16 protein-coding genes are annotated in these 18,987 nt (G+C 62.6%); 4 read left to right on the top strand and 12 right to left on the bottom strand.

Features of this window, described 5'->3' with window-relative positions; genetic code table 11:
• Positions 1-3: 3 nt before the first annotated feature.
• The 3 genes from LPB73_RS18355 to LPB73_RS18345 form a co-directional block, all read right to left on the bottom strand.
• Positions 4-1,617 carry an ABC transporter substrate-binding protein gene (locus tag LPB73_RS18355; protein WP_093759924.1) on the bottom strand — a complete coding sequence of 538 codons (1,614 nt, stop codon included), beginning with the start codon at positions 1,615-1,617 and terminating at the stop codon, positions 4-6.
• Between the two features lie 226 nt (positions 1,618-1,843).
• On the bottom strand, positions 1,844-3,961 hold the full coding sequence (locus LPB73_RS18350; RefSeq protein WP_231077781.1) for a catalase: 2,118 nt from the start codon (positions 3,959-3,961) through the stop codon (positions 1,844-1,846).
• A gap of 80 nt (positions 3,962-4,041) precedes the next feature.
• The gene (locus tag LPB73_RS18345; protein WP_231077780.1) at positions 4,042-4,584 is read right to left on the bottom strand and encodes a DUF4142 domain-containing protein; all 543 of its coding nucleotides are present in this window, start codon (positions 4,582-4,584) and stop codon (positions 4,042-4,044) included.
• A 212-nt stretch (positions 4,585-4,796) separates the two neighbouring features.
• On the opposite strand from LPB73_RS18345, the gene LPB73_RS18340 reads away from it, so the two are divergent.
• A complete protein-coding gene (locus tag LPB73_RS18340; RefSeq protein ID WP_231077779.1) occupies positions 4,797-5,726 on the top strand; it encodes an N-carbamoyl-D-amino-acid hydrolase in 930 nt (309 codons plus the stop codon).
• A gap of 265 nt (positions 5,727-5,991) precedes the next feature.
• On the opposite strand, the gene LPB73_RS18335 is transcribed toward LPB73_RS18340, so the two are convergent.
• Complete coding sequence (locus tag LPB73_RS18335) at positions 5,992-6,651, bottom strand: aspartate/glutamate racemase family protein (RefSeq protein WP_231077778.1); 660 nt, start codon at positions 6,649-6,651, stop codon at positions 5,992-5,994.
• Between the two features lie 99 nt (positions 6,652-6,750).
• Between LPB73_RS18335 and hydA the strand changes: the two genes are divergently transcribed.
• A complete protein-coding gene (gene hydA, locus LPB73_RS18330) occupies positions 6,751-8,217 on the top strand; it encodes a dihydropyrimidinase (RefSeq protein ID WP_231077777.1) in 1,467 nt (488 codons plus the stop codon).
• Positions 8,217-9,332, top strand: a complete 1,116-nt coding sequence (locus tag LPB73_RS18325; RefSeq protein ID WP_231077776.1) for a DSD1 family PLP-dependent enzyme — start codon at positions 8,217-8,219, stop codon at positions 9,330-9,332. Before hydA ends, LPB73_RS18325 begins: the two co-directional genes overlap by 1 nt.
• Before the next feature lie 154 nt (positions 9,333-9,486).
• Here LPB73_RS18325 and LPB73_RS18320 read toward each other — a convergent pair whose 3' ends face one another.
• From LPB73_RS18320 to LPB73_RS18295, 6 genes are all read right to left on the bottom strand, one after another.
• Positions 9,487-10,194: an ABC transporter ATP-binding protein gene (locus LPB73_RS18320; RefSeq protein WP_231077775.1), complete on the bottom strand. Its 708-nt coding sequence runs from the start codon at positions 10,192-10,194 to the stop codon at positions 9,487-9,489.
• Positions 10,194-10,946: an ABC transporter ATP-binding protein gene (locus LPB73_RS18315; protein WP_231077774.1), complete on the bottom strand. Its 753-nt coding sequence runs from the start codon at positions 10,944-10,946 to the stop codon at positions 10,194-10,196. The genes LPB73_RS18320 and LPB73_RS18315 overlap by 1 nt, the downstream gene beginning before the upstream one ends.
• Positions 10,943-11,779 carry a branched-chain amino acid ABC transporter permease gene (locus tag LPB73_RS18310; protein WP_231077773.1) on the bottom strand — a complete coding sequence of 279 codons (837 nt, stop codon included), beginning with the start codon at positions 11,777-11,779 and terminating at the stop codon, positions 10,943-10,945. The genes LPB73_RS18315 and LPB73_RS18310 overlap by 4 nt, the downstream gene beginning before the upstream one ends.
• On the bottom strand, positions 11,779-12,657 hold the full coding sequence (locus LPB73_RS18305) for a branched-chain amino acid ABC transporter permease (RefSeq protein ID WP_231077772.1): 879 nt from the start codon (positions 12,655-12,657) through the stop codon (positions 11,779-11,781). The genes LPB73_RS18310 and LPB73_RS18305 overlap by 1 nt, the downstream gene beginning before the upstream one ends.
• An 89-nt stretch (positions 12,658-12,746) precedes the next feature.
• Positions 12,747-13,973: an ABC transporter substrate-binding protein gene (locus LPB73_RS18300; RefSeq protein ID WP_231077771.1), complete on the bottom strand. Its 1,227-nt coding sequence runs from the start codon at positions 13,971-13,973 to the stop codon at positions 12,747-12,749.
• A 446-nt stretch (positions 13,974-14,419) separates the two neighbouring features.
• Positions 14,420-15,091, bottom strand: a complete 672-nt coding sequence (locus LPB73_RS18295; protein WP_158596773.1) for a MarR family winged helix-turn-helix transcriptional regulator — start codon at positions 15,089-15,091, stop codon at positions 14,420-14,422.
• 187 nt (positions 15,092-15,278) lie between these two features.
• Between LPB73_RS18295 and LPB73_RS18290 the strand changes: the two genes are divergently transcribed.
• Positions 15,279-16,787: a 4-hydroxyphenylacetate 3-hydroxylase family protein gene (locus LPB73_RS18290; RefSeq protein WP_231077770.1), complete on the top strand. Its 1,509-nt coding sequence runs from the start codon at positions 15,279-15,281 to the stop codon at positions 16,785-16,787.
• Between the two features lie 247 nt (positions 16,788-17,034).
• Here LPB73_RS18290 and LPB73_RS18285 read toward each other — a convergent pair whose 3' ends face one another.
• Positions 17,035-18,234 carry an amidohydrolase family protein gene (locus LPB73_RS18285; RefSeq protein WP_231077769.1) on the bottom strand — a complete coding sequence of 400 codons (1,200 nt, stop codon included), beginning with the start codon at positions 18,232-18,234 and terminating at the stop codon, positions 17,035-17,037.
• A gap of 49 nt (positions 18,235-18,283) precedes the next feature.
• Positions 18,284-18,865: an amino acid synthesis family protein gene (locus LPB73_RS18280; protein WP_231077768.1), complete on the bottom strand. Its 582-nt coding sequence runs from the start codon at positions 18,863-18,865 to the stop codon at positions 18,284-18,286.
• Between the last annotated feature and the right edge of the window lie 122 nt (positions 18,866-18,987).

Here is an 18,987-nt window from a genome sequence, read left to right as displayed (position 1 = left end):
GGCTCAGGCGGAAAGCCAAAGATCGTGCCAGCTCGACGATCCCCAGCGCGGCGTGTTGGAATGGTTACGCGCCTTCGCGGTAATCACCGTGACGAAGATCTGTTCGATCGGCATCCACACCGGCAGTTCGGTGTTGGCTTCCTTGACGAAGGTCGCATAGAGCGCCTTGCGCTTGACCGGATCGATCTCGGTGGCCGCGTCGTCGATCACCTTGTCGATGGCGTCGTTCTTCCAGTCCCACTGGTTGGTCCAGGGCGCGCCCTTCGGCTGGCCGGAGCGGTACCAGACCGTGGTCGAGACGGCGGGATCGTTGCGATACTGGTGCCAACCGGTTGAGAGGTCGAAGGCGTGATCGTCATAGACCTGCTTGAGGAAGCCGCCGCCATCGTTGCGGACGATCTCGACGGGAATGCCGACTTCGCCGAGCGACTGCTGAATGAAGGTCGCCCATAGCGAGATGTCCTCGCCCCATGGCGCGGGCAGGAGACGCAGCGAGAAGCGGGTGCCGCCGGCGCCGGGCTTGAAGCCGGCCTCGTCGAGCAGCGCGATCGCCTTCTTCTTGTCATAGGCATATTGCGGCGTGTCCGGACCCGGATAGAAGTCGGTGGAGACCGAGGGGATCGGGCCGGTGCCGAGCTTGGCGAAGTCGCCGAGGAAATTCTCGATGAAGAACGGCACATTGATCGCATGCGCGATGGCGCGGCGAACGCGGATATCGGCCAGCTCCTTGCGGCGGAAATTGAACTCGATGGTGTTGGTGCGCGCGTTGCCTTCATTGCCCTTGGTGGAGACGATGAAACGCTTGTCCTTGCTCAGTCGCGCCGTGTCGGAAATCGTGAGACCCGTGAACGGGCTGTACTGGATGTCGCCGGCTTCCATCTGGGCGGCGGCGGCGGCGCGATCGGTGACGACCTTCCAGACGATGCGATCGAGATAGGGCGCATTGGGGCGCCAGTAGTTCTCGTTGCGCTCGGCGATGATGTATTGGCCCCGCTCGTATTTGACGAATTTGAACGGGCCGGTGCCGACGGGGGCGAGGTTGGTCGGATTCTGGCGGATGTCGCTGCTGCCCTCATAGAGGTGCTTGGCGGAGATGTAGCCGAGGTCCGGCAGCGCGCGTAGGAGCAGGCCGAGCGGCATCGGGCGCTCATATTTGAAGATCGCGGTCTGCGCGTCCGGCGTTTCCACCGCGGTGAGGAACAGCTGCAGGGTCGATCCATAATTGAGGATCTTCTTCCACATGTTCATGGCGGTGAATGCGACGTCGGCCGAGGTGAACGGCTTGCCGTCGTGCCAGGTCACGCCCTTGCGCAACTTGAAGGTGATGGTCTTGCCGTCCGGTGTGGATTCCCAGCTCTCCGCGAGCACGCCGACCGGCTGGCCATTGGCGTCGAGATCGACCAGTGCTTCCTGGATCTTGCCGCCGATAATGTAGACGCCGGTGGAGGCCTGAATGCTGGGGTTGAGCTGACGCTGTTCTGCACCGTAATGGACATTGAACACGCCGCCCTTGCGGGGCGTTTCCTGCGCGAAGGCGCGCAGCGGGTTCGCGACATTGGCGGCAATGGCGGCGGAGGTCAGCAGCGCCGTGCGGCGGGTCATTTCCAGGCGGGTCATGGTGTCGAAGTCTCCTGCGTCGTGCCTGCGCAGATGGAACCAGCGCATAGCCCGCGCAACCTAGGGCATAACCGGCGGCCAAGTCATTCCCTAATGCTGCGGCGGCTCAGAGAATTCTTGCAAGACATAGCAATGGCGCAGCATAAAATGCCGCGCCATTGCTTCGATCTGAAAGCTTTGCTCAAAAGTTATGCCGGCCCGCACACAGGGCGGGCAACTGCACGCTTCAGCGCATCTTGACGCTCGGTTCGCGGCTCCAGAGCCGCAGCTTGGCCAGCTTGTCCATGAAGCCCGCCACGTCGTCGGCGCTGCCCAGCGCAACGACGCCTTCATCGAGGTCGTCCGCGATTCCCACCTTGGCGAACAACCGCTCGGCGGCCTCGGAATGTCCGATAAACTTGCAGTGGGCAAAGGCGTCGGTGACGAAGTCGCGGGCGGTTGATTCCTGCAAGAGGTCGTCGATTCCGGCTTCCGCCGGGAGCAAGGCGACTGCGTCATAGAGAACGGACGGGCCACCATCGATCATCTGGTCGGCGGCGACCAGGCTGCCATCGCTGGCTTCAACCCCGTTCACCTTTGGCGCAATGATCTCGTATGTTGCGCCGGCCTCCGTCACCGCGCCTTGCAGGGCGGCAAGCAGCTTGGCATCGACCCCGTCGGTGACGAGGATGCCGAGCTTGCGGCCCTCGAAACGCTGCGGGCCATTTGCGACAATGCTGAGCGCTGGCGATTCCGCCAGATCCTGCCGCGTGGGCATTGCCGCGTCAGCAGGCTTCGGCATCGTCGGAAGACCCAGCATGGTGCCGACCTTGTTGGCCAGTCCTTCATCGATGTTCAGGAGATGCGCGATCATGCGCTCGCGGATCACCGGTGTCTTCACTTTGCTCAATTCGAAAGTCAGCGCTGCGGCAATATGGTGTTGCTCGCCCCTGGTCTGGCTGATGAAAAACTGCCGTGCCTGGCTGTAGTGATCCGCAAAGCTCTCCGCGCGCAGCCGACGCTTCGCGCCTTGCTCTATGTCAGCAAATGTCTTGAAGCCTTTGGCGGTTGACTCGCGCGGGCTTACGCCGAACGAATTTGGCTGGTAGTTGACGCGACCGACCGGGTTGCGCATGGCCATGTGCCCGTCCTGCTGGAAATGTCCGAACGGACATTTCGGAGCATTGATCGGGATATGGGTGAAGTTCGGACTGCCGAGCCGCTTCAGCTGTGTATCCAGATAGGAGAAGTTGCGGCCTTGCAGCAGCGGGTCATTGGTGAAGTCGATGCCGGGCGGAACATTCTGCGTCATGAACGCAACCTGCTCGGTCTCGGCAAAGAAATTGTCCGGCATGCGGTCCAGCACCAGACGGCCGATAGCGATCGGGGGCACGAGTTCTTCGGGGATGATCTTGGTGGGGTCGAGCACGTCGAAATCGAATTTGTCAGCAAACTCGTTGTTGAACAGCTGCACCCGCAGCTCCCATTCGGGATAGTCGCCGGACTGGATAGCGCTCCACAAGTCGCGGCGATGAAAATCCGGATCGGCGCCGTTGATCTTGACGGCCTCGTTCCACAGCACCGATTGCAGACCGAGCTTCGGCTTCCAGTGGAATTTGACGAAGGTCGATTCGTCCTTGGCGTTTACGAAGCGGAACGTATGGACGCCGAACCCCTCCATGAAGCGGAAAGAGCGGGGAATCGTTCGGTCCGACATCTGCCACATGACCATGTGCATGCTCTCGGGCGTCAGCGAAATGAAATCCCAGAAGTTGTCATGCGCCGACTGCGCCTGAGGGAAGGCGCTGTCGGGCTCTTCCTTCACGGCATGGACCAGATCGGGAAACTTGATGGCATCCTGGATAAAGAACACCGGGATGTTGTTGCCGACCAGGTCCCAGTTACCCTCTTGGGTATAGATTTTGACGGCAAAGCCGCGCACGTCGCGTGCGAGGTCGAACGAGCCCTTGCTGCCCGCGACCGTCGAGAATCGAACGAAGGCGGGGGTTCGCTCGCCTGCGCGCTGAAACAGATCTGCGCGGGTATGCTTGGCCAATGAACCGTAATTTTCGAAGAAGCCATGCGCGGCATAACCGCGTGCATGGACGACGCGTTCGGGAATCCGTTCGTGATCGAAATGGAAGATCTTTTCACGAAAGTGAAAATCCTCGAGCAATGTCGGTCCGCGCGATCCGGCCTTGAGCGAGTTTTGATCGTCGAAAACCGGGCCGCCCTGGGCCGTCGTCAGCAACGCGTCATCTGGTCCGGCGATCTGATGGAGTTCGCCGCCTTCACCGCGAATGAGCGTCTGATCGTGAATCGTTGCATTGGTGGTGCCGCTTTTGGGCATCGATGATTTGGCCATGGGATGTCTCGCAGAAGTTACCGGGAGAAGGGCCCGCGATTGCGTTCGCGGGCCTCAGGGAGTTCGGCGTTGGGCAGGCGCTACTTGCCGAGGTTCTGCGCCATTTCGAAGTGATGCTTCAGCGCCGGCAGCGTCTTTTCGGCCCAGTCCTTCAATTCGGCATTGTCGCCGCTTTTGGCGTAGCGCTCGAACAGGTCAACCGCGTCCTTGTGGGCGTCGACCTGGTCCGAATTGAAGTTCTTGCTGAAGTCAGCTCCGCTTTGTTCCTTCAACTTGTCGAGCTTGCTTTGATGCGCGCTGTCGAGCGCTGCCGGAAGTTCGGCCTTAACCTTGCCGCTGCTGACCATCGCCTTCAGCTCGGTGCTGGTCTTGGTGTGATCTTTCACCATCATGGCTGCAAAGGATTTCTCGGCGGCATTTCCCTTGCTTTCCGCCAGCGTGTTGGACTGGATCTCGAACATGTCGCTGATCGCGACCTGCTTGACGAAATCAGGGGTGCTCGGGCTGACACCGAGAACGGAATTGACTCCCGTCTTTTCGCCGACGGACTGCGCGTAAACGGCTGGGGCGAGGGCGGAGGACACGAGCAACAGGCTCGCGGCAATAGTGGTGCGGCGTTTCATGATTTTTCCAATGTTTGGACGAGAGCATCAGGTGTCAGCACAACCGGATCAATCGTGTTGTGTTCCGGACCAAATGAGTCAGGGGGGCGAAGGCCCGGATCAGGCCTGTCTGGGCCGCCCGGTCCCAGCCGGGCCGGAAGGGCCTCGTGTTGGCTCGATCATTGCTTTCGGTTCTGGTACAAACCGCACGCAACCCGAACCCGGATAATTTTATGCGTAAGCTTACCGTCGCCGCTGCCCAACTGGGCCCGATTCAGAAAGCCGAAAGCCGCGAGGCTGTGGTCAAGCGCATGCTGGCGCTGCTGGACGACGCCAAAGGGAAGGGCGCCGATCTCGTCGTCTATCCGGAGTTGGCGCTGACGACATTTTTCCCGCGCTGGTACATGACCGACCAGAAGGAGGTCGACACCTGGTTCGAGTCGGAGATGCCGAACGCCGCGACCCAGCCGCTGTTCGACGCCGCCGCCAAGGCCGGTATCGCGCTGTCAATCGGCTACGCCGAACTGACGCCCGACGGCCATCACTTCAACACCCAGATCCTCACCGACAAGACCGGCAAGATCGTCGGCAAATATCGGAAGGTGCATCTGCCCGGACATGTCGAATTCGACACCGAGCGTGCGTTCCAGCATCTGGAAAAGCGTTATTTCGAACCGGGCGACCTTGGCTTTCCCGTGTTCCGCGCGCTGGGCGGCATCTTCGGCATGATGGTGTGCAACGATCGCCGCTGGCCGGAATCCTATCGCGTGATGGGCTTGCAGGGCGTCGAGATGATCGTGCTCGGCTACAACACGCCGTCGGTGAATTCGCAGAAGTCGGTCGAGGGTCCGGAGCAGCGTCTGTTCCACAACCGCCTGTCGGTGCAGGCCGGCGCCTATCAGAACTCGACCTTCGTGGTCGCCGTCGCCAAGGCCGGCGATGAAGACGGTCATCCCCTGATCGGCGGCTCACTGATCGTCGATCCCAACGGCGTCATTCTCGCCGAAGCCAAGACTGAAGGCGATGAGTTGCTGGTCTGCACCGTCGATCTCGACGACACGAAATTCGGCAAGGACACGATCTTCGACTTCAAGCGTCACCGCCGCATCGAGCACTATGGCCGGATCACCAGCCAGACGGGTGTGGTGTTGCCGCCGGAGTGAGTGAATCGCTCTTTGCTGAAGTGAAACGCAGACCTAACCTCTCCCCGCTCCCGGGCGAAGCGAAGCTTCGCTAGGCGGGGAGAGGTCGCCGCGTCTTCGCGGCGGGTGAGGGGCGGTTCACCGCAATCGCGTTAGTGTCGGATTCTCGTGTCGATCGTCGAGCAGTTCACTTGCTTAAGGCTGAGTTCGTGCCTCGCCCCTCACCCCACCCCTCTCCCCGCGCAGTGCGGGGAGAGGGAGCGCATTCCCGCCGGAGTGAAATCCACTACTGAAACATCACCGTGCCGATGGCCATGCTCACCGCGGCCTGCGTCGGATCGATCACCGGAATGCCCAGCGCATCCTCGAGCGCGCTGCGATGACGCGACATGCCCGCGCAGCCCATCACCACGGCGTTGGCGCCGTCCTCGTCCTTCAACTGGCGGCCGACCTTGATCATGCGCGCCAGCGTGTCGTCGCCGGAAGCCGCTTCCGCCACACTCATGTTGAGCGGTCGTTCACCGGCGAAGCGATCCATCAGGCACATCTGACGGAGATAGCGCATGTGCCGGCCGATCGAGCCCTGCGCCACCGCGATGACGCCGAAGCGGTCGCCGCGCGACAGTGCGGTCAGCACGCCGGATTCGGCGATGCCGAACACCGGACGCTGCGTCGCCTCGCGGCACACATGCAGGCCGGGATCGGAATAGCAGGCGATGACGAAGGCATCGGCCGAATTGTCCGCGGCCACCAGCCGGCTCAGCGGTATCGTGACGCTTTCGAGATCGGCCTGCGTCTGCACGCCCAATGGTCCTTCCGCCAGCGTGACGCATTCGATCTCGGGGCCGCCCTCGAACATCACCGGTTGCAACGCCTCCGCGAGGTTGCGCGTCACCTGCGGATTGCTGTTCGGATTGACTACCAGAATCTTCTTGCGGCGCTGCATATTCGGCTCCTTGTCATGACAGCAGTATTACCGGAAAGTGCTGACCGTCAAAGCCTGTAAAATGTTCGCATATCCGATCTCATCCCTGGAGTTCTGCCCTTGTCCGATCCCGTCTATGACCTCGTAATCCGCGGTGGCACCGTCGCCACATCGAGCGATGTGTTTGCCGCCGATGTCGGTATTACCGGCGAGACCATCGTGGCACTGGGCAGCGGGCTTGCAGCCGGCAAGACGGAAATCGATGCAACAGGCAAGCTGGTGCTGCCGGGCGGCGTCGATGCCCATGCCCATATCGAGCAGCTCTCCGCCGCCGGCATCATGAATGCCGACACTTTCGAGAGCGCGACGCGGTCCGCGGCCTTTGGCGGCACCACCAGCGTGATCTCCTTTGCCGCCCAGCATGTCGGCATGGATGTGCAAGAGGTCGTCAGCGACTATACGGCGCTCGCGAAGAAGGGTGCGATGATCGACTACGCTTTCCACATCATCGTCTCCGATGTCACCGACAAGGTCATTGCTGAGGATATTCCGGCGCTGGTGAAGCAGGGCCATTCCTCAATCAAGATTTTCATGACCTATGACCGCCTCAAGGTCGATGACGAGAAGCTGCTGGATATTCTCGCCGCTGCACGCGCGGCGAAGGCGCTGGTCTGCGTTCACGCCGAAAATCATGGCGTCATCGCCTGGATGGTGAAGCGCCTGATCGACAAGGGCTACACCGCGCCGAAATATCACGCCGTCAGCCATGCGCGCGTGTCGGAATCCGAGGCCTTTACGCGGCTGATCGCGTTCAGCGAATTGCTCGACCAGCCGGTGATGATCTTCCACGTCTCGACGCGCGAGGGCGCCGCGGTGATCCGCGAAGCGCGCGGCCGCGGCGTCAAGATTTTCGCCGAGACCTGCCCGCAATATCTGTTCCTCACCGCCGAGGATATGGACAAGCCCGGCGCCGAGGGCGCGAAATGGATGTGCAGCCCGCCGGCGCGCACGTCAGACGATCAGGAGGCGCTGTGGCACGCGCTGGCTCTCGGCGATCTGCAACTGATCTCGTCGGATCACGCGCCCTATCGCTATGACGAGACCGGCAAGCTGCGCGCGGGGCCGAACCCGACATTCAAGCAGGTCGCCAACGGTCTGCCGGGCCTCGAAGTGCGCCTGCCGCTGCTGTTCGACGCGATGGTGTCGAAAGGGCGCCTCGGCCTGTCGAAATTCGTCGAGCTCACATCGACCGCGCCGGCGCAGATCTACAACCTGCCGAAGAAGGGCTCGATTGCCATCGGCAACGATGCCGATATCGCGATCTGGGATCCCGCGCGCAAGGTCACACTATCGGACGAAATGATGCACGATCTCACCGGCTTCTCGCCGTTCTCCGGCCGCACCGTCACCGGCTGGCCCGAGAAGGTGTTGTTGCGCGGCCGCGTGCTGGTCGATGGCGACACCTTCACCAGCAAGCCGGGCGAGGGACGCCTGATGCTGCGCGAGGGCGGCAGGGCCGCCACGCCATCGGGCAGGCTCGCTGCCGAAATGGATCCGGCGAAGAACTTCGGCGCGAAGTTGCTGTGATGCCAAACATGCTCGATCCCAATCTGCCGGCTTTTGCGGATATCCAGACGCCTACGCTGGTGCTGGATGCGTCAGCGCTTCAGCGCAACATCACGGCCATGGCGGAGTTTGCCAAAGCGCATGGCGTTGCGCTTCGCCCGCATGCCAAAACGCACAAGTCGACGCGCATCGCGCAGTTGCAGATCGAAGCAGGTGCTGTCGGCATTTCCTGCGCGACGGTTGCCGAGATCGAAGCCTTTGCGCAGGCCGGTATCACAGGTCTGCTGCTCACCACACCTGTCGCCGACCGGCCGAAGCTCGCGCGCCTTGCGGCTATCGCCGATCAATCCGACATCAGCATCGTCGTCGATCACGCCGATCAGATTCACGTGCTGCACGAATTGCTCGATGCGGGCAGTCGTCCGCTGCAGGTGCTGATCGATATCGATGTCGGCCAGCGCCGCACCGGTGTCGTTGACACAGCATCGACAGTCGCGCTCGCGCAACTGATCGAAGCCACGCCGGGCATGACATTCGGCGGCATCCAGGGTTTTGCGGGGCATGTGCAGCACGTGATCGACTCGCAGGAGCGCAGGGCAGGTGCTGCGCGCGTGCGCGCGATGCTCGACGAGCATCTGCATGTGCTGACCGAAGCCGGCATCAAGGCGGAGATCGTCACCGGCAGTGGCACTGGAGCTTGTGCCTATGATGCAACGGGCACTTTCACCGAGTTGCAGGTCGGTTCCTACCTGTTCATGGATTCTGACTACGGCAAGTTGGAGCACGAGGGTGGCGCGCTGCCTTACGATCCAAGTCTGTTCATTCTCGCGACGGTCACGTCGGTGAATCGTGCCGGCGAATTCACCGTTGATGCCGGCGTCAAGGCGATGGCCTTCAACGGCCCGGTGCCGTCGCTGATGTTAGGTGTGCCGGAAGGGTCGACCTATCGCTTCGGCGGCGACGAACATGGCATGATCAGGATGCCATCAGGCGCGGAAGCGCCGAAACTCGGCAGTCGCGTGTTGCTGCTGACCACGCATTGCGATCCCACGGTGAATTTGCACGCGGCGTATCAGGTGGTCGGGCATAACAATGGCGTCGAGACCTGGCCGGTGCTGGCGCGGTACGGGGCGTAGCGCCCCACACTCGTCATTCCGGGGCGCGAACGAAGTTCGCGAACCCGGAATCCCGGAGTGGCTTGGCTCTCCAGCGTTTCAGCTATCTCAAGATTCCGGGTTCGGGCGCGGCTGTCGCCGCACGCGCCCCGGAATGACGAGTGTGGGGATCAGCTCAATGCGGCCCACCCAAAAACGCATCCGACACCGTCGGATCATTGATCAGCGCCTGCGCCGTGCCTGAGGTCACCACGCGGCCAGTTTCCAGCAGATAGGCTCTGTCCACGATCTTCAGCGTCTGCCGCGCCTTCTGCTCCACCAGCAGCACCGTGAGGCCTTCGTCACGAAACTGCGCAATCATCTTGAACAGCGTATCGGTCATCAGCGGCGCGAGGCCGAGCGAGGGCTCGTCGAGCAGCAGCAGCTTTGGCTTCGACAGCAGTGCACGCCCGATCGCCAGCATCTGCTGTTCGCCGCCCGACAACAGACTAGCGAGACCGTCGCGGCGCTTGCCGAGGATCGGGAAGCGCTCGAGCATCCGGCCGACATCGGCCATCGCCTCGGCCTTGTCCGGGCGCGTGTAGATACCCATCAGCAGATTTTCATGGACCGTCATGCGCGCGAGAATGCCGCGGCCTTCCGGCACCAGCGCGATGCCACGGCGGAGATTCTTCTCGGCGGCATTCGGCACGAGCTTCTCGCCCTGATAGGTGATGTCGCCCTGGAATGGCAGCAGTCCTGCAATGGACCGCGCAATCGTGCTCTTGCCGGCGCCATTGGCGCCGAGCAGCGCGACGATTTCGCCCTGCTTGATGTCGAGATCGACGCCGCGCACCGCGGTGATGGCGCCGTAGCGGACCTGCAAGCCCCGGATCGTGAGCATCAGTCGTCCTTTCCGAGATAGGCGTCGAGGACGACTGGATTGGCGCGCACTTCCTCGGGCTTGCCTTCGGCGATCAGCACGCCGAAATCGAGGACATAGAGATAGTCGCAGAGCCGCATCACGAAATTCATGTCGTGTTCGATCAGCAGGATTGTCAGGCCGGTGTCGCGCAAGCGGATCATCAGCGCGCGGATTTCCTCGGCCTCGTCATGGTTCATGCCGGCGACGGGTTCATCCAGCAGCAAGAGCTTCGGCCTGGCGGTGACGGCGCGCGCCATCTCCACCTTGCGCTGGATGCCGTAGGGCAGCGACTTGGCCGGGCGATCGCGCAGTTCGGTGAGACCGAAGAACGCCATCACTTCCTCGGCGCGTTCCTGCGCCGCCGGATTGGCCCAGGCGATCGGCAGCAGACGCCGCCATGCGCTTTCGCTGTGCGGCTGCGCCACCAGCAGATGTTCCCAGACCGTCATGCTGCCGAACAGCCGGATGTTCTGGAAGGTGCGGGCGATGCCCTCGCGCACGATGCGATAGGACGGCCACTGGGTGACGTCGACGCCCTTGAGTTTGACTTCGCCGGCATCGGCGCGATAGGCGCCGGTGATGGTGTTGAACAAGGTCGTCTTGCCGGCGCCGTTCGGGCCGATCACGCCGACGATCTTGCCTTCCGGCACTTCGCAGACCATGCCGGACAGCGCGTGGATACCGCCGAACGTCTTGGTGACGCCGGTGAGTTGAAGCAGCGCGTTGCTCATGCCGCAGCCCTCCGGAAGGTCAATGTGCGGATCAGCGCACGATCGAGAATGCCCTGGCGTCGTACCAGCAGCACGACGATCAGCAGCGTGCCGAAGGCGGCGAGGCGCCAGTCGGCGATCGGGCGCAGGAATTCAGGCAGGAACACCAGCAGCAATGAGCCGACCAGCGAGCCCGGTCCGACGGTGGAGCCGCCGAGGATCACGGCCAGCACGAATTCGATCGAGCGATCGAAGCCGAAATTCGCCGGCTCGATATAGACGTTGTGATGCGCGAACAATCCGCCGGAGATGGCAGCCACCGCCGCGCCAACGCCGAAGGCGCCGATCTTGGTCACCGTCGTGTTGAGGCCGATCAGGCCCGCTGCGGTCTCGTCGTCATGGACAGCCTGCATTTCCAGCCAGACGCGCGAGCGCTCCAGTAGCATCACGGCGATCAGGATGCCGCCGGCCCACAGCCAGACATAACCGACCGAGATGTGCTGCATGCCGCGATAGCCGCCGGAGCCGCCCATGGCGTCGAAATTGAGGAAGAAGCTGCGCACCATTTCGCCGAAGCCGACGGTGGCCATCGCGAGATAGATGCCTTTCAGGCGTAGCGCGGGGAAGGCGACGATGGCGCCGATGATGCCGGCGGCGATCGCCGAGATCACCAGGGCCAGGGTCAGCGGTACGTTCAGCGCGACGGTGAGATACGACGACAGGTACGCGCCGATTCCCATGAAGGCGCCGTTGCCGAGCGATAGCTGGCCGGTGGCGAGGATGATATAGACGCTGAGTGCGCCGAGCAGGAGAATGCCGGACTCGGCGAGCAGGCTTGCATAATAGGTCGACATCAGACGCGCTGCCCCTGATCTGACCGCGCGCCGCCAAGCAGGCCCTGCGGACGCAGCAACAAAATCAAAATCATGAAGCCGTAGACGACGAAGTCGCGGACCTGCGAGCCGCCGTAAGCGACGGTCAGCACTTCGGCGATGCCGATCAAGGGACCTGCGACCAGCGCGCCCCAGATCTGGCGGGTGCCGCCGATCACCATCACGGCGATGGCCTTGAGGCCGATCTCGACGCCGAGATAGGGCGTGATGGTGCCGTAATGCAGCGCGATCAACACGCCGGCGACGCCAGCGAGCGAGCCCGACAGGATGAAGGCCGCCATGGTCAGGCGGTCAGCGGAGACGCCCAGGATTCGTGCGACTTCGCGGTTCTCGGCGACGGCGCGCAGCGCGCGGCCCATCGGGGTCTTCTGCACGATATAGGCAACCAGTGCGACCAGCACGACGGTGGCGACGAGAACGATCAGCTGCATCTCGCCGATATTGACCGGGCCGAACGCGTATTGCTTGCCGAAATATTCGTCGGGGAGCTGGGCAGGATCGGAGCCCCAGATATTGGTGGCGACGTTCTGCAGGATGATCGAGAAACCCAGCGTCGACAGCATCGGCGTCACCAGCGGCGCGTCGCGCAGCGGCTGGTAGCCGATCTTCTCGATGGCGATGGCGATCACGGCTGCGCCGAGCATGCCGCCGAGCACGGCGACCGGAAGCGGGAAGCCTGCGGTGATCAGCGTGAAGCCGAGATAGCCGCCGATCATGAAGAGTTCGGCAATCGCGAGATTGAGAATGCCGAGAATGCCCATCACGAGTGAGAACGACAGCGCCAGCAGCGTGTAGACCGCTCCGAGCGTCAGTCCGTTGACGAGTTGCTGTATCAGCATGGGAATCGCAATCGTTAAATCAGGTGGTCGTCATCATGACTGCGGCCGGGAGGACTTCCCGGCCGCAGCGGCGTGGATCATGTGAGAGATCAGCAGGCCGGGTGGCCCGGCGCCGAGCTGCAACCCTTGACCTTGGTGTCCCAGGCGCCGTTCTGGCCCTGCAGCACGTAGAAGGCCTTGATCGCGTCGCCGTCGTCATTGAAGCCGATCGGGCCGCCGAGACCGGCAAAGCCTTCGAGCTTGGCAAGATGATCGCGGATCTTGGTGCGGTCGGCTTCGAGATCGGCCGGCTTGCCGGTGACGCCAGTCTTCTTGATCGCGTCGATATACATCGAGACAATCTCGTAGATATTGGCGTCATACATCGAGGGCTCGATGTCCTTCGGCAGGCCCGATTCCTTGCGCAGCAGCGGCGTCAGGGTGGCCGTGAATTTCTCCGGTGCCGGGCCTGTCATGGTGGCGTAGAAGGTCGCGGGCGCGATCACCGGGATTTCCGGCGCAGCCTTGAGAATCGCTGACGAGATCAACTGGGTGGCGCCGACGACCGGCTTGATCAGACCCTGGCGCTTCATTTCGCGCAGCACGGTGATGGCCTGGCTGTAATCGGCGCTGACAACGACGCCGTCGGGGTTGAGGGCCTTCAGCTTGGTGACCTGTGCGGAGACGTCGAGGTCGCCGGTGTTGAACGACAGCAGATCGTTCTCGTTGGCGACGGTGATGTCATTGGCCTTCAGCACGGCCGGCATGATCACCTTGCCGACGGTGGAAGCCGTGGCGTCCTTGGCGTCGAAGATCACGGCGACTGTCTTGATGTTGAAGGCCTTCTTGTAGAAAGGCACGGTGGTCTTGGCGAGCACGCCTTCGTCGATGGTGTTGCGGAAAGCCCACGGACGATTGAGCTTCGCCACGCCCGGCTTCGAGGAGGCCTGCGAGGTGGAGACCACCTTCATTTCATTGGCGACGGGGAAGGTCACTTCGGCGGCGCTTGAGGTCAGCGGGCCGGCCACGGCAAGAACCTTCTCGTCGCCGGCCAGTTTGCGCAGCGAGCTTGCGGCCTGCGCCGGCTTGGCGGCGTCGTCGAGAATGGTGATCTTCAGCTTCGCGCCATTGATGCCGCCGGCATCGTTGGTCTGCTGTTCCAGCATCTTCAGCGTCACGGTGTTGCTGCGGCCCCACTCGGCGAACGGACCGGAGCTCGGCACCACCGCGCCGATGGCGATTTCCTGCGCCGATGCCTGACCGCCAACCATGGCGGAGAGCGTGACGGCGGCAACTATGCCCAATACGCGCGGCAAATTCGATTTGATCCGTGACATCGACGATCGTCCTCTTCTGCTGATGCTTTTGCTGCAGTGATCCGCAGCATAATCCAGATAAAGATTTCTATGCACGCCATGTGCCATCGCCAGCTGTGACAGCGGAATGACAGCGTTGGTCGGATCGTCCAATAAATTTCAGGCTTTGACAATCGTCATTCTGAGTATCTTTATAAAATAGTTCTCTTAAGAAGCTAATTTATGCGGCAGTGCGGCCCGGAAATGCAGCAATTCGAAGCTGGAGGGAATGCGCGCAATTGCCTGTTTCACGGGTGTTTGGTGTTGCGGGCGCGTCGCGGCTGATTCCCGCGTCGCCCTTGGGCGGGAAGGGGCTGCGCTCCCCGGTGCCGTTTTGTCGCAGCAATGGCGACGCGTGCAGTGGCTATCTCGGGGCCTTGGCCCGGTGCAACCGCCGGTCCCGACGCGGGTCAGATTGCAGGCCAGATTCAGCCCTTGCGCGGCTTGCCGCGCTTGGCGACGGCGATCGATTGGGCCTCGGGCGAGAGCTGCTTCACATTGGTGTCGGCCAGATAACGCTGCAACGCAATGGCGCGGTCGCTGGAATCGACGAGCCGCTGCACCATGTCCAGCAACTGGTGGAATTCCCGGGTGCCGAGGCAACCGAACTGCACGTCGTTGACCTGTGCCTGAGTCGGCGCGAGCCGCTCCAGCAATTCGGCGCCATGCGGTGTCACCACGAGGCTGATGCGGCGGCGGTCGCCGGTGTGCGAGGTCTTGGTGATCAGCCCTTTGGTTTCGAGCTTGTTGGTCACGGTGGTGACGAAGGCGCCGCTCAGATGCAGGTGATCGGCGACGGCGCGCACATGGACGTCGCCTTGCGCCGACAGATGCCGGATCGAGATCAGGGTGGTGTATTCGATGCCGGCAAGGCCGATGACGGCGGCGTGACCTTCGCGCAAGGTCTGATGGCGGACCAGAAAGCCGAACAGGCTGTGGACGAGGCGGCGGAACTGGGCGTCCGAGCCGTCCACCAGCAGCTCCGGACGGGAGACCGTCAATGCGGCGCGGGACGCCGGCCGGCCTGTGGCAGGCTTCTTGCTGATCTCCTTGCCAACTGATTTGCCGATCGAAGTGGAGCGCGCTGCGGATTTGGCCACGTGATGATCCCATGTATCAAAACTTGCCCGAGCTTGGCGGCTTCGCGCGGTAATTGCAATCGCGACGAATGATGCAAGTGTGCGAATGCCACAGGTCCGCTTGACAACGGATTTAAAATAGCTTCGGATGATAGCTATTAATAGTGATGACCGGCACGCGGCCGGCAGCAGGTGACGGAGAAAAGTGATGAACAAGGCATTTGGATCCGGGGCGGCAGTTGCCGGCGTCAAGACTGGCGCCCAGCATGTCGCCGCTGTGCGCGACGGCCGTGCGGTCTATCTCGACGGCAAGAAGGTCGATGACGTCTCGACCCATCCGGCCTATCGCCATGCGGTCGCCTCGGCCGGCGCGCTGTATGACTATCAGGCCGACCCCGCCAATATCGAACGCATGACCTTCGATATCGGCGGTGGCCGCCGCGTCAATCGCGCCTGGCAATTGCCGACGAGCTACGCGGAACTGGTCGAGCGCCGCAAGGCGCTGGTGGAATGGGCCGAACTGTCCGGCGGCTTCCTCGGCCGCTCGCCCGATCACGTGGCGTCATCCATGTCCGGCATGATGATGGGCATCGAGGTGTTCGACAATTACGATCCGAAACGCGCGCAGGCGTTCCGCGACTGGTACGACTACGCCCGCAAGAGCGACCTGTTCCTGACCTATGTGATCAACAACGTGCAGGGCGATCGCTCCAAGGCGTTCGGCGATCAGGGTAAGAATGCGCAGGACATGGTCGCGCGCATTGTCGACGAGGATGCGTCGGGCATCACCATCCGCGGCGCCAAACTGTTCGCCACGTCAGCCATCATGGCCAACGAGATCTTCGTCGGCTCCGGCCAGCCGCTGCGGCCGGGCGAGGAGCATCTGGCGTTTTCCTGCGCGCTGCCGATGGGCACCAAGGGCCTCAAGATGCTGTCGCGGAAATCGTTCGAGGCCCATGCGCCAAACGAATACGACAATCCGCTGGCCTATCGCTATGACGAGAACGACGCACTGGTGTTCTTCGACGACGTGAAAGTGCCATGGGAGCGCGTGTTCCTGCTGCGCAACACCGACATGTGCCGCGCCCAGCTCCATGACACACCGGCGCATGTGTATCAGAACTATCAGGCGCAGATCCGCCTGTCGGTGAAACTGCGCTTCCTGGTCGGCCTCGCGCGCGGCATCGCCAAGACTATCGGCACGATCAATTTCCCGCCTGTCATGGAGACGCTCGGCAAGCTCGCATCGCAGGCCGCGCTGATCGAGGGCATGGTGCTCGGCATGGAAGCCGGCGGCGCGATGCGCGGCGACTATTTCCTCCCCAACAAGCATCTGCTCTATGCGGCGCAGGTGCAGTCGCAGGAGATGTATCCGCAGATCATCAGCGCCATCCGCGAACTTGCCGGTGGTGCGCTCTTGATGCTGCCGTCCTCGGTGGATGATTTCAGCAATCCGGAGATCGCGGACATTATCGGGCTGACCCAAATCTCGCCGGCGATGTCGGGCCAGGACCGCGTCAAGCTGTTGAAGCTGACCTGGGACGCCGTCGGCTCCGAATTCGCCTCGCGCCATCTGCAATATGAGATGTTCTATGCCGGTGCCCAGTTCGTCACCCGCGGCCATAGCTACCGTACTTATGACTGGGAGCGGGCGGGCGGTATGGCCGAGAAGATGACGGCGAAATATGATTTGCCGGAGTTCAAGGACAGCAACTAAAGCGCAGTCGCTTCCTTAACCTCTCCCCGTCCTTTACGGGGAGAGGTCGCCGCGTCTTCGCGGCGGGTGAGGGGCCATTCTCGGTGTTCAACGCAAGCGCAGTATGTGCAGTTCGGAGAACGTGCCGATCTGTGGGGGATTAAATGCGGCGGGTCTTGTGCCTCGCCCCTCACCCCACCCCTCTCCCCGCGCAAGATGCGGGGAGAGGGAGTCTACGGTGCGTGCCGCTGCTTCCCTGCAATCCCGATCAATGCGCCGCCGCGCCTGAGAAATCCCGCGGCAATCCCGTCTCCGCCACGCGAACATTCCGCATCCCCGCCGGTGTGTTGCGGCTGCGACCGACAAAGCGCGGCACGCCGTCGGTGATCACGGCGCTGACGGCGGGCACGTCGCCATTCACGAGCGCCGACAGCGCATCGTCCTGCGAGCCGCCGGCGCAGGCGTCGATCAGCACCACGTCGGCATCCCTACCGGTCTTCAGAAATCCGCTGTTGAGCCGATAGACCGTTGCATTGTTCCCCGTCGCCGCCGCGATCGCCTGTTCGGGCGGCATGCCGCCCAGGCTGGCGAGATGGCTGATGGTGTAGAACATGCCGAGCGGCATGATCCCGCTGCCGGTCGGCGTATCCGTCGCGATCAGCAGCCGCTCCGGCTGTTTGGCCTCGTCGAGCAGCTTCGCCGTCAGAAGGGCGGTGCGCAGATTGCCGGCGGTGCAGAGCTGTAGCGCGATGTCGCTCTCATTGACGAGCCGCGCGAAGCCGGCTTCCGGCATCGCCACCGGTCCGCCATTGACGTGGAACGAGACGCTTGGATTGGACTTCAGTACATGTTCGGCCCAGATGCCCGATGAGCCGGGGATCGATGAGCCGCCGGTATGCATGGTGGTCACCATGCCGAGCTTGCGTGCGGCGAGCATCAAGGGCGCGTAGTCGAACGGTGTCTCGAATGCGCCGAAGCCGGCCTTGGCGAGCCACAGACCCGCTTTGACCAGTTCTTCCAGATCGGCTTCGGTCAGGCCGGGCTCGAGGATGATCGAGCCGGCATGCACGCGCATGCCGCCGGGGCGATAGTCGAGGAAGCAGGCGCGGGCGGCCAGCGCCAGCGCCTTGACGCCCGCAGGATCCTTGGGACGTCCGGGCACGTGCACTTCCGACGCCGTGATGGACGTCGTCGTGCCGCCATGCACGTAGCTTTCGAGATAGCCGACCACGCGCTGCCTTGGCGTATAATCGCCGAAGGTGATGTGCACGTGGCTGTCGATCAGGCCGGGAATCGCGGTGGTGCCGGCGGCATCGATCACCACATCGGCCGATGAGACCTGGTCCGATGACAGCGTGCCGATCGCGCTGATGCGCCCGTCCTGCATCAGGATGCCATCGCCGTCGGCGAATGGCGCCTTGAGATCACCGGTGACGATGGTGCCGATATTGACGATGGCCGTTTTCATACCCGTCTCCGCAATCTCAAGGCCGTCCAAGGCCGCACAAAGCCGCAGCTTAGCGCAAGCCGTCCTTGCCGCCGATATCCCTGGCATTCAACCCGCCGACCCGCGCATTGAGGCGCCCGCGATTGGCGAGACAGACGATCAGCGCAACTTCATCGGCCGCCGGCGCGTCGGGCGGCAGTGTCACCGAGACGCCGTCGTAATGCGAGCGGACATAGAGCGCGTCTTTGTGCGCCAGGGGAACGTCGATCAGGCAGCCGGGAGCGGCGAGCTTGGTGAAAGAGGGGATCCACGCTTCGGCGCCGCCCACGGCCTCGCGCAGCGGCGTGGCGAAAGTCGTGGTCAGCATCGCATTGGCATGTTCGAGTTCGCCGCCGAGGCCGACGACGCCGCCCTTGCCGTAGCTCTCGACCTTGTATGATCCCATCGCCTCGACGGCGAGCTTGGCCAGCACGGCGCCGACATCGACACTGGCGGCAATTGCCTCGGAGAGGTCTTCGACATAGCGTCCGGCATAGGGATTGGCGACGATGGCCACGGCGGCGACGCGGCGCAGCGGCTGCTCGTGCCGGTGGCCGGCCTCGACCTCCTTGTGGTCGGTGAAGCAGAGCAGGCGCCTGATATCGAGTTTCATGATGTTCTCCCGTCAGATGTGGCGCCGATCCTGACCCAGTAAATGCATTTGATCAATAGCTTCGTTAAGAAGGTATGCAGAATCGCTTGACGAAGCAGGGGGCGCCAGCCAATCCTGTAGCG

The sequence above is a fragment of the Tardiphaga sp. 37S4 genome, from assembly GCF_021044645.1.
Classification (GTDB): Bacteria; Pseudomonadota; Alphaproteobacteria; order Rhizobiales; family Xanthobacteraceae; genus Tardiphaga; species Tardiphaga robiniae.
The sequence above is the reverse complement of the archived record's forward strand: the minus strand, read 5'-3'. Positions and strand labels throughout refer to the sequence as shown.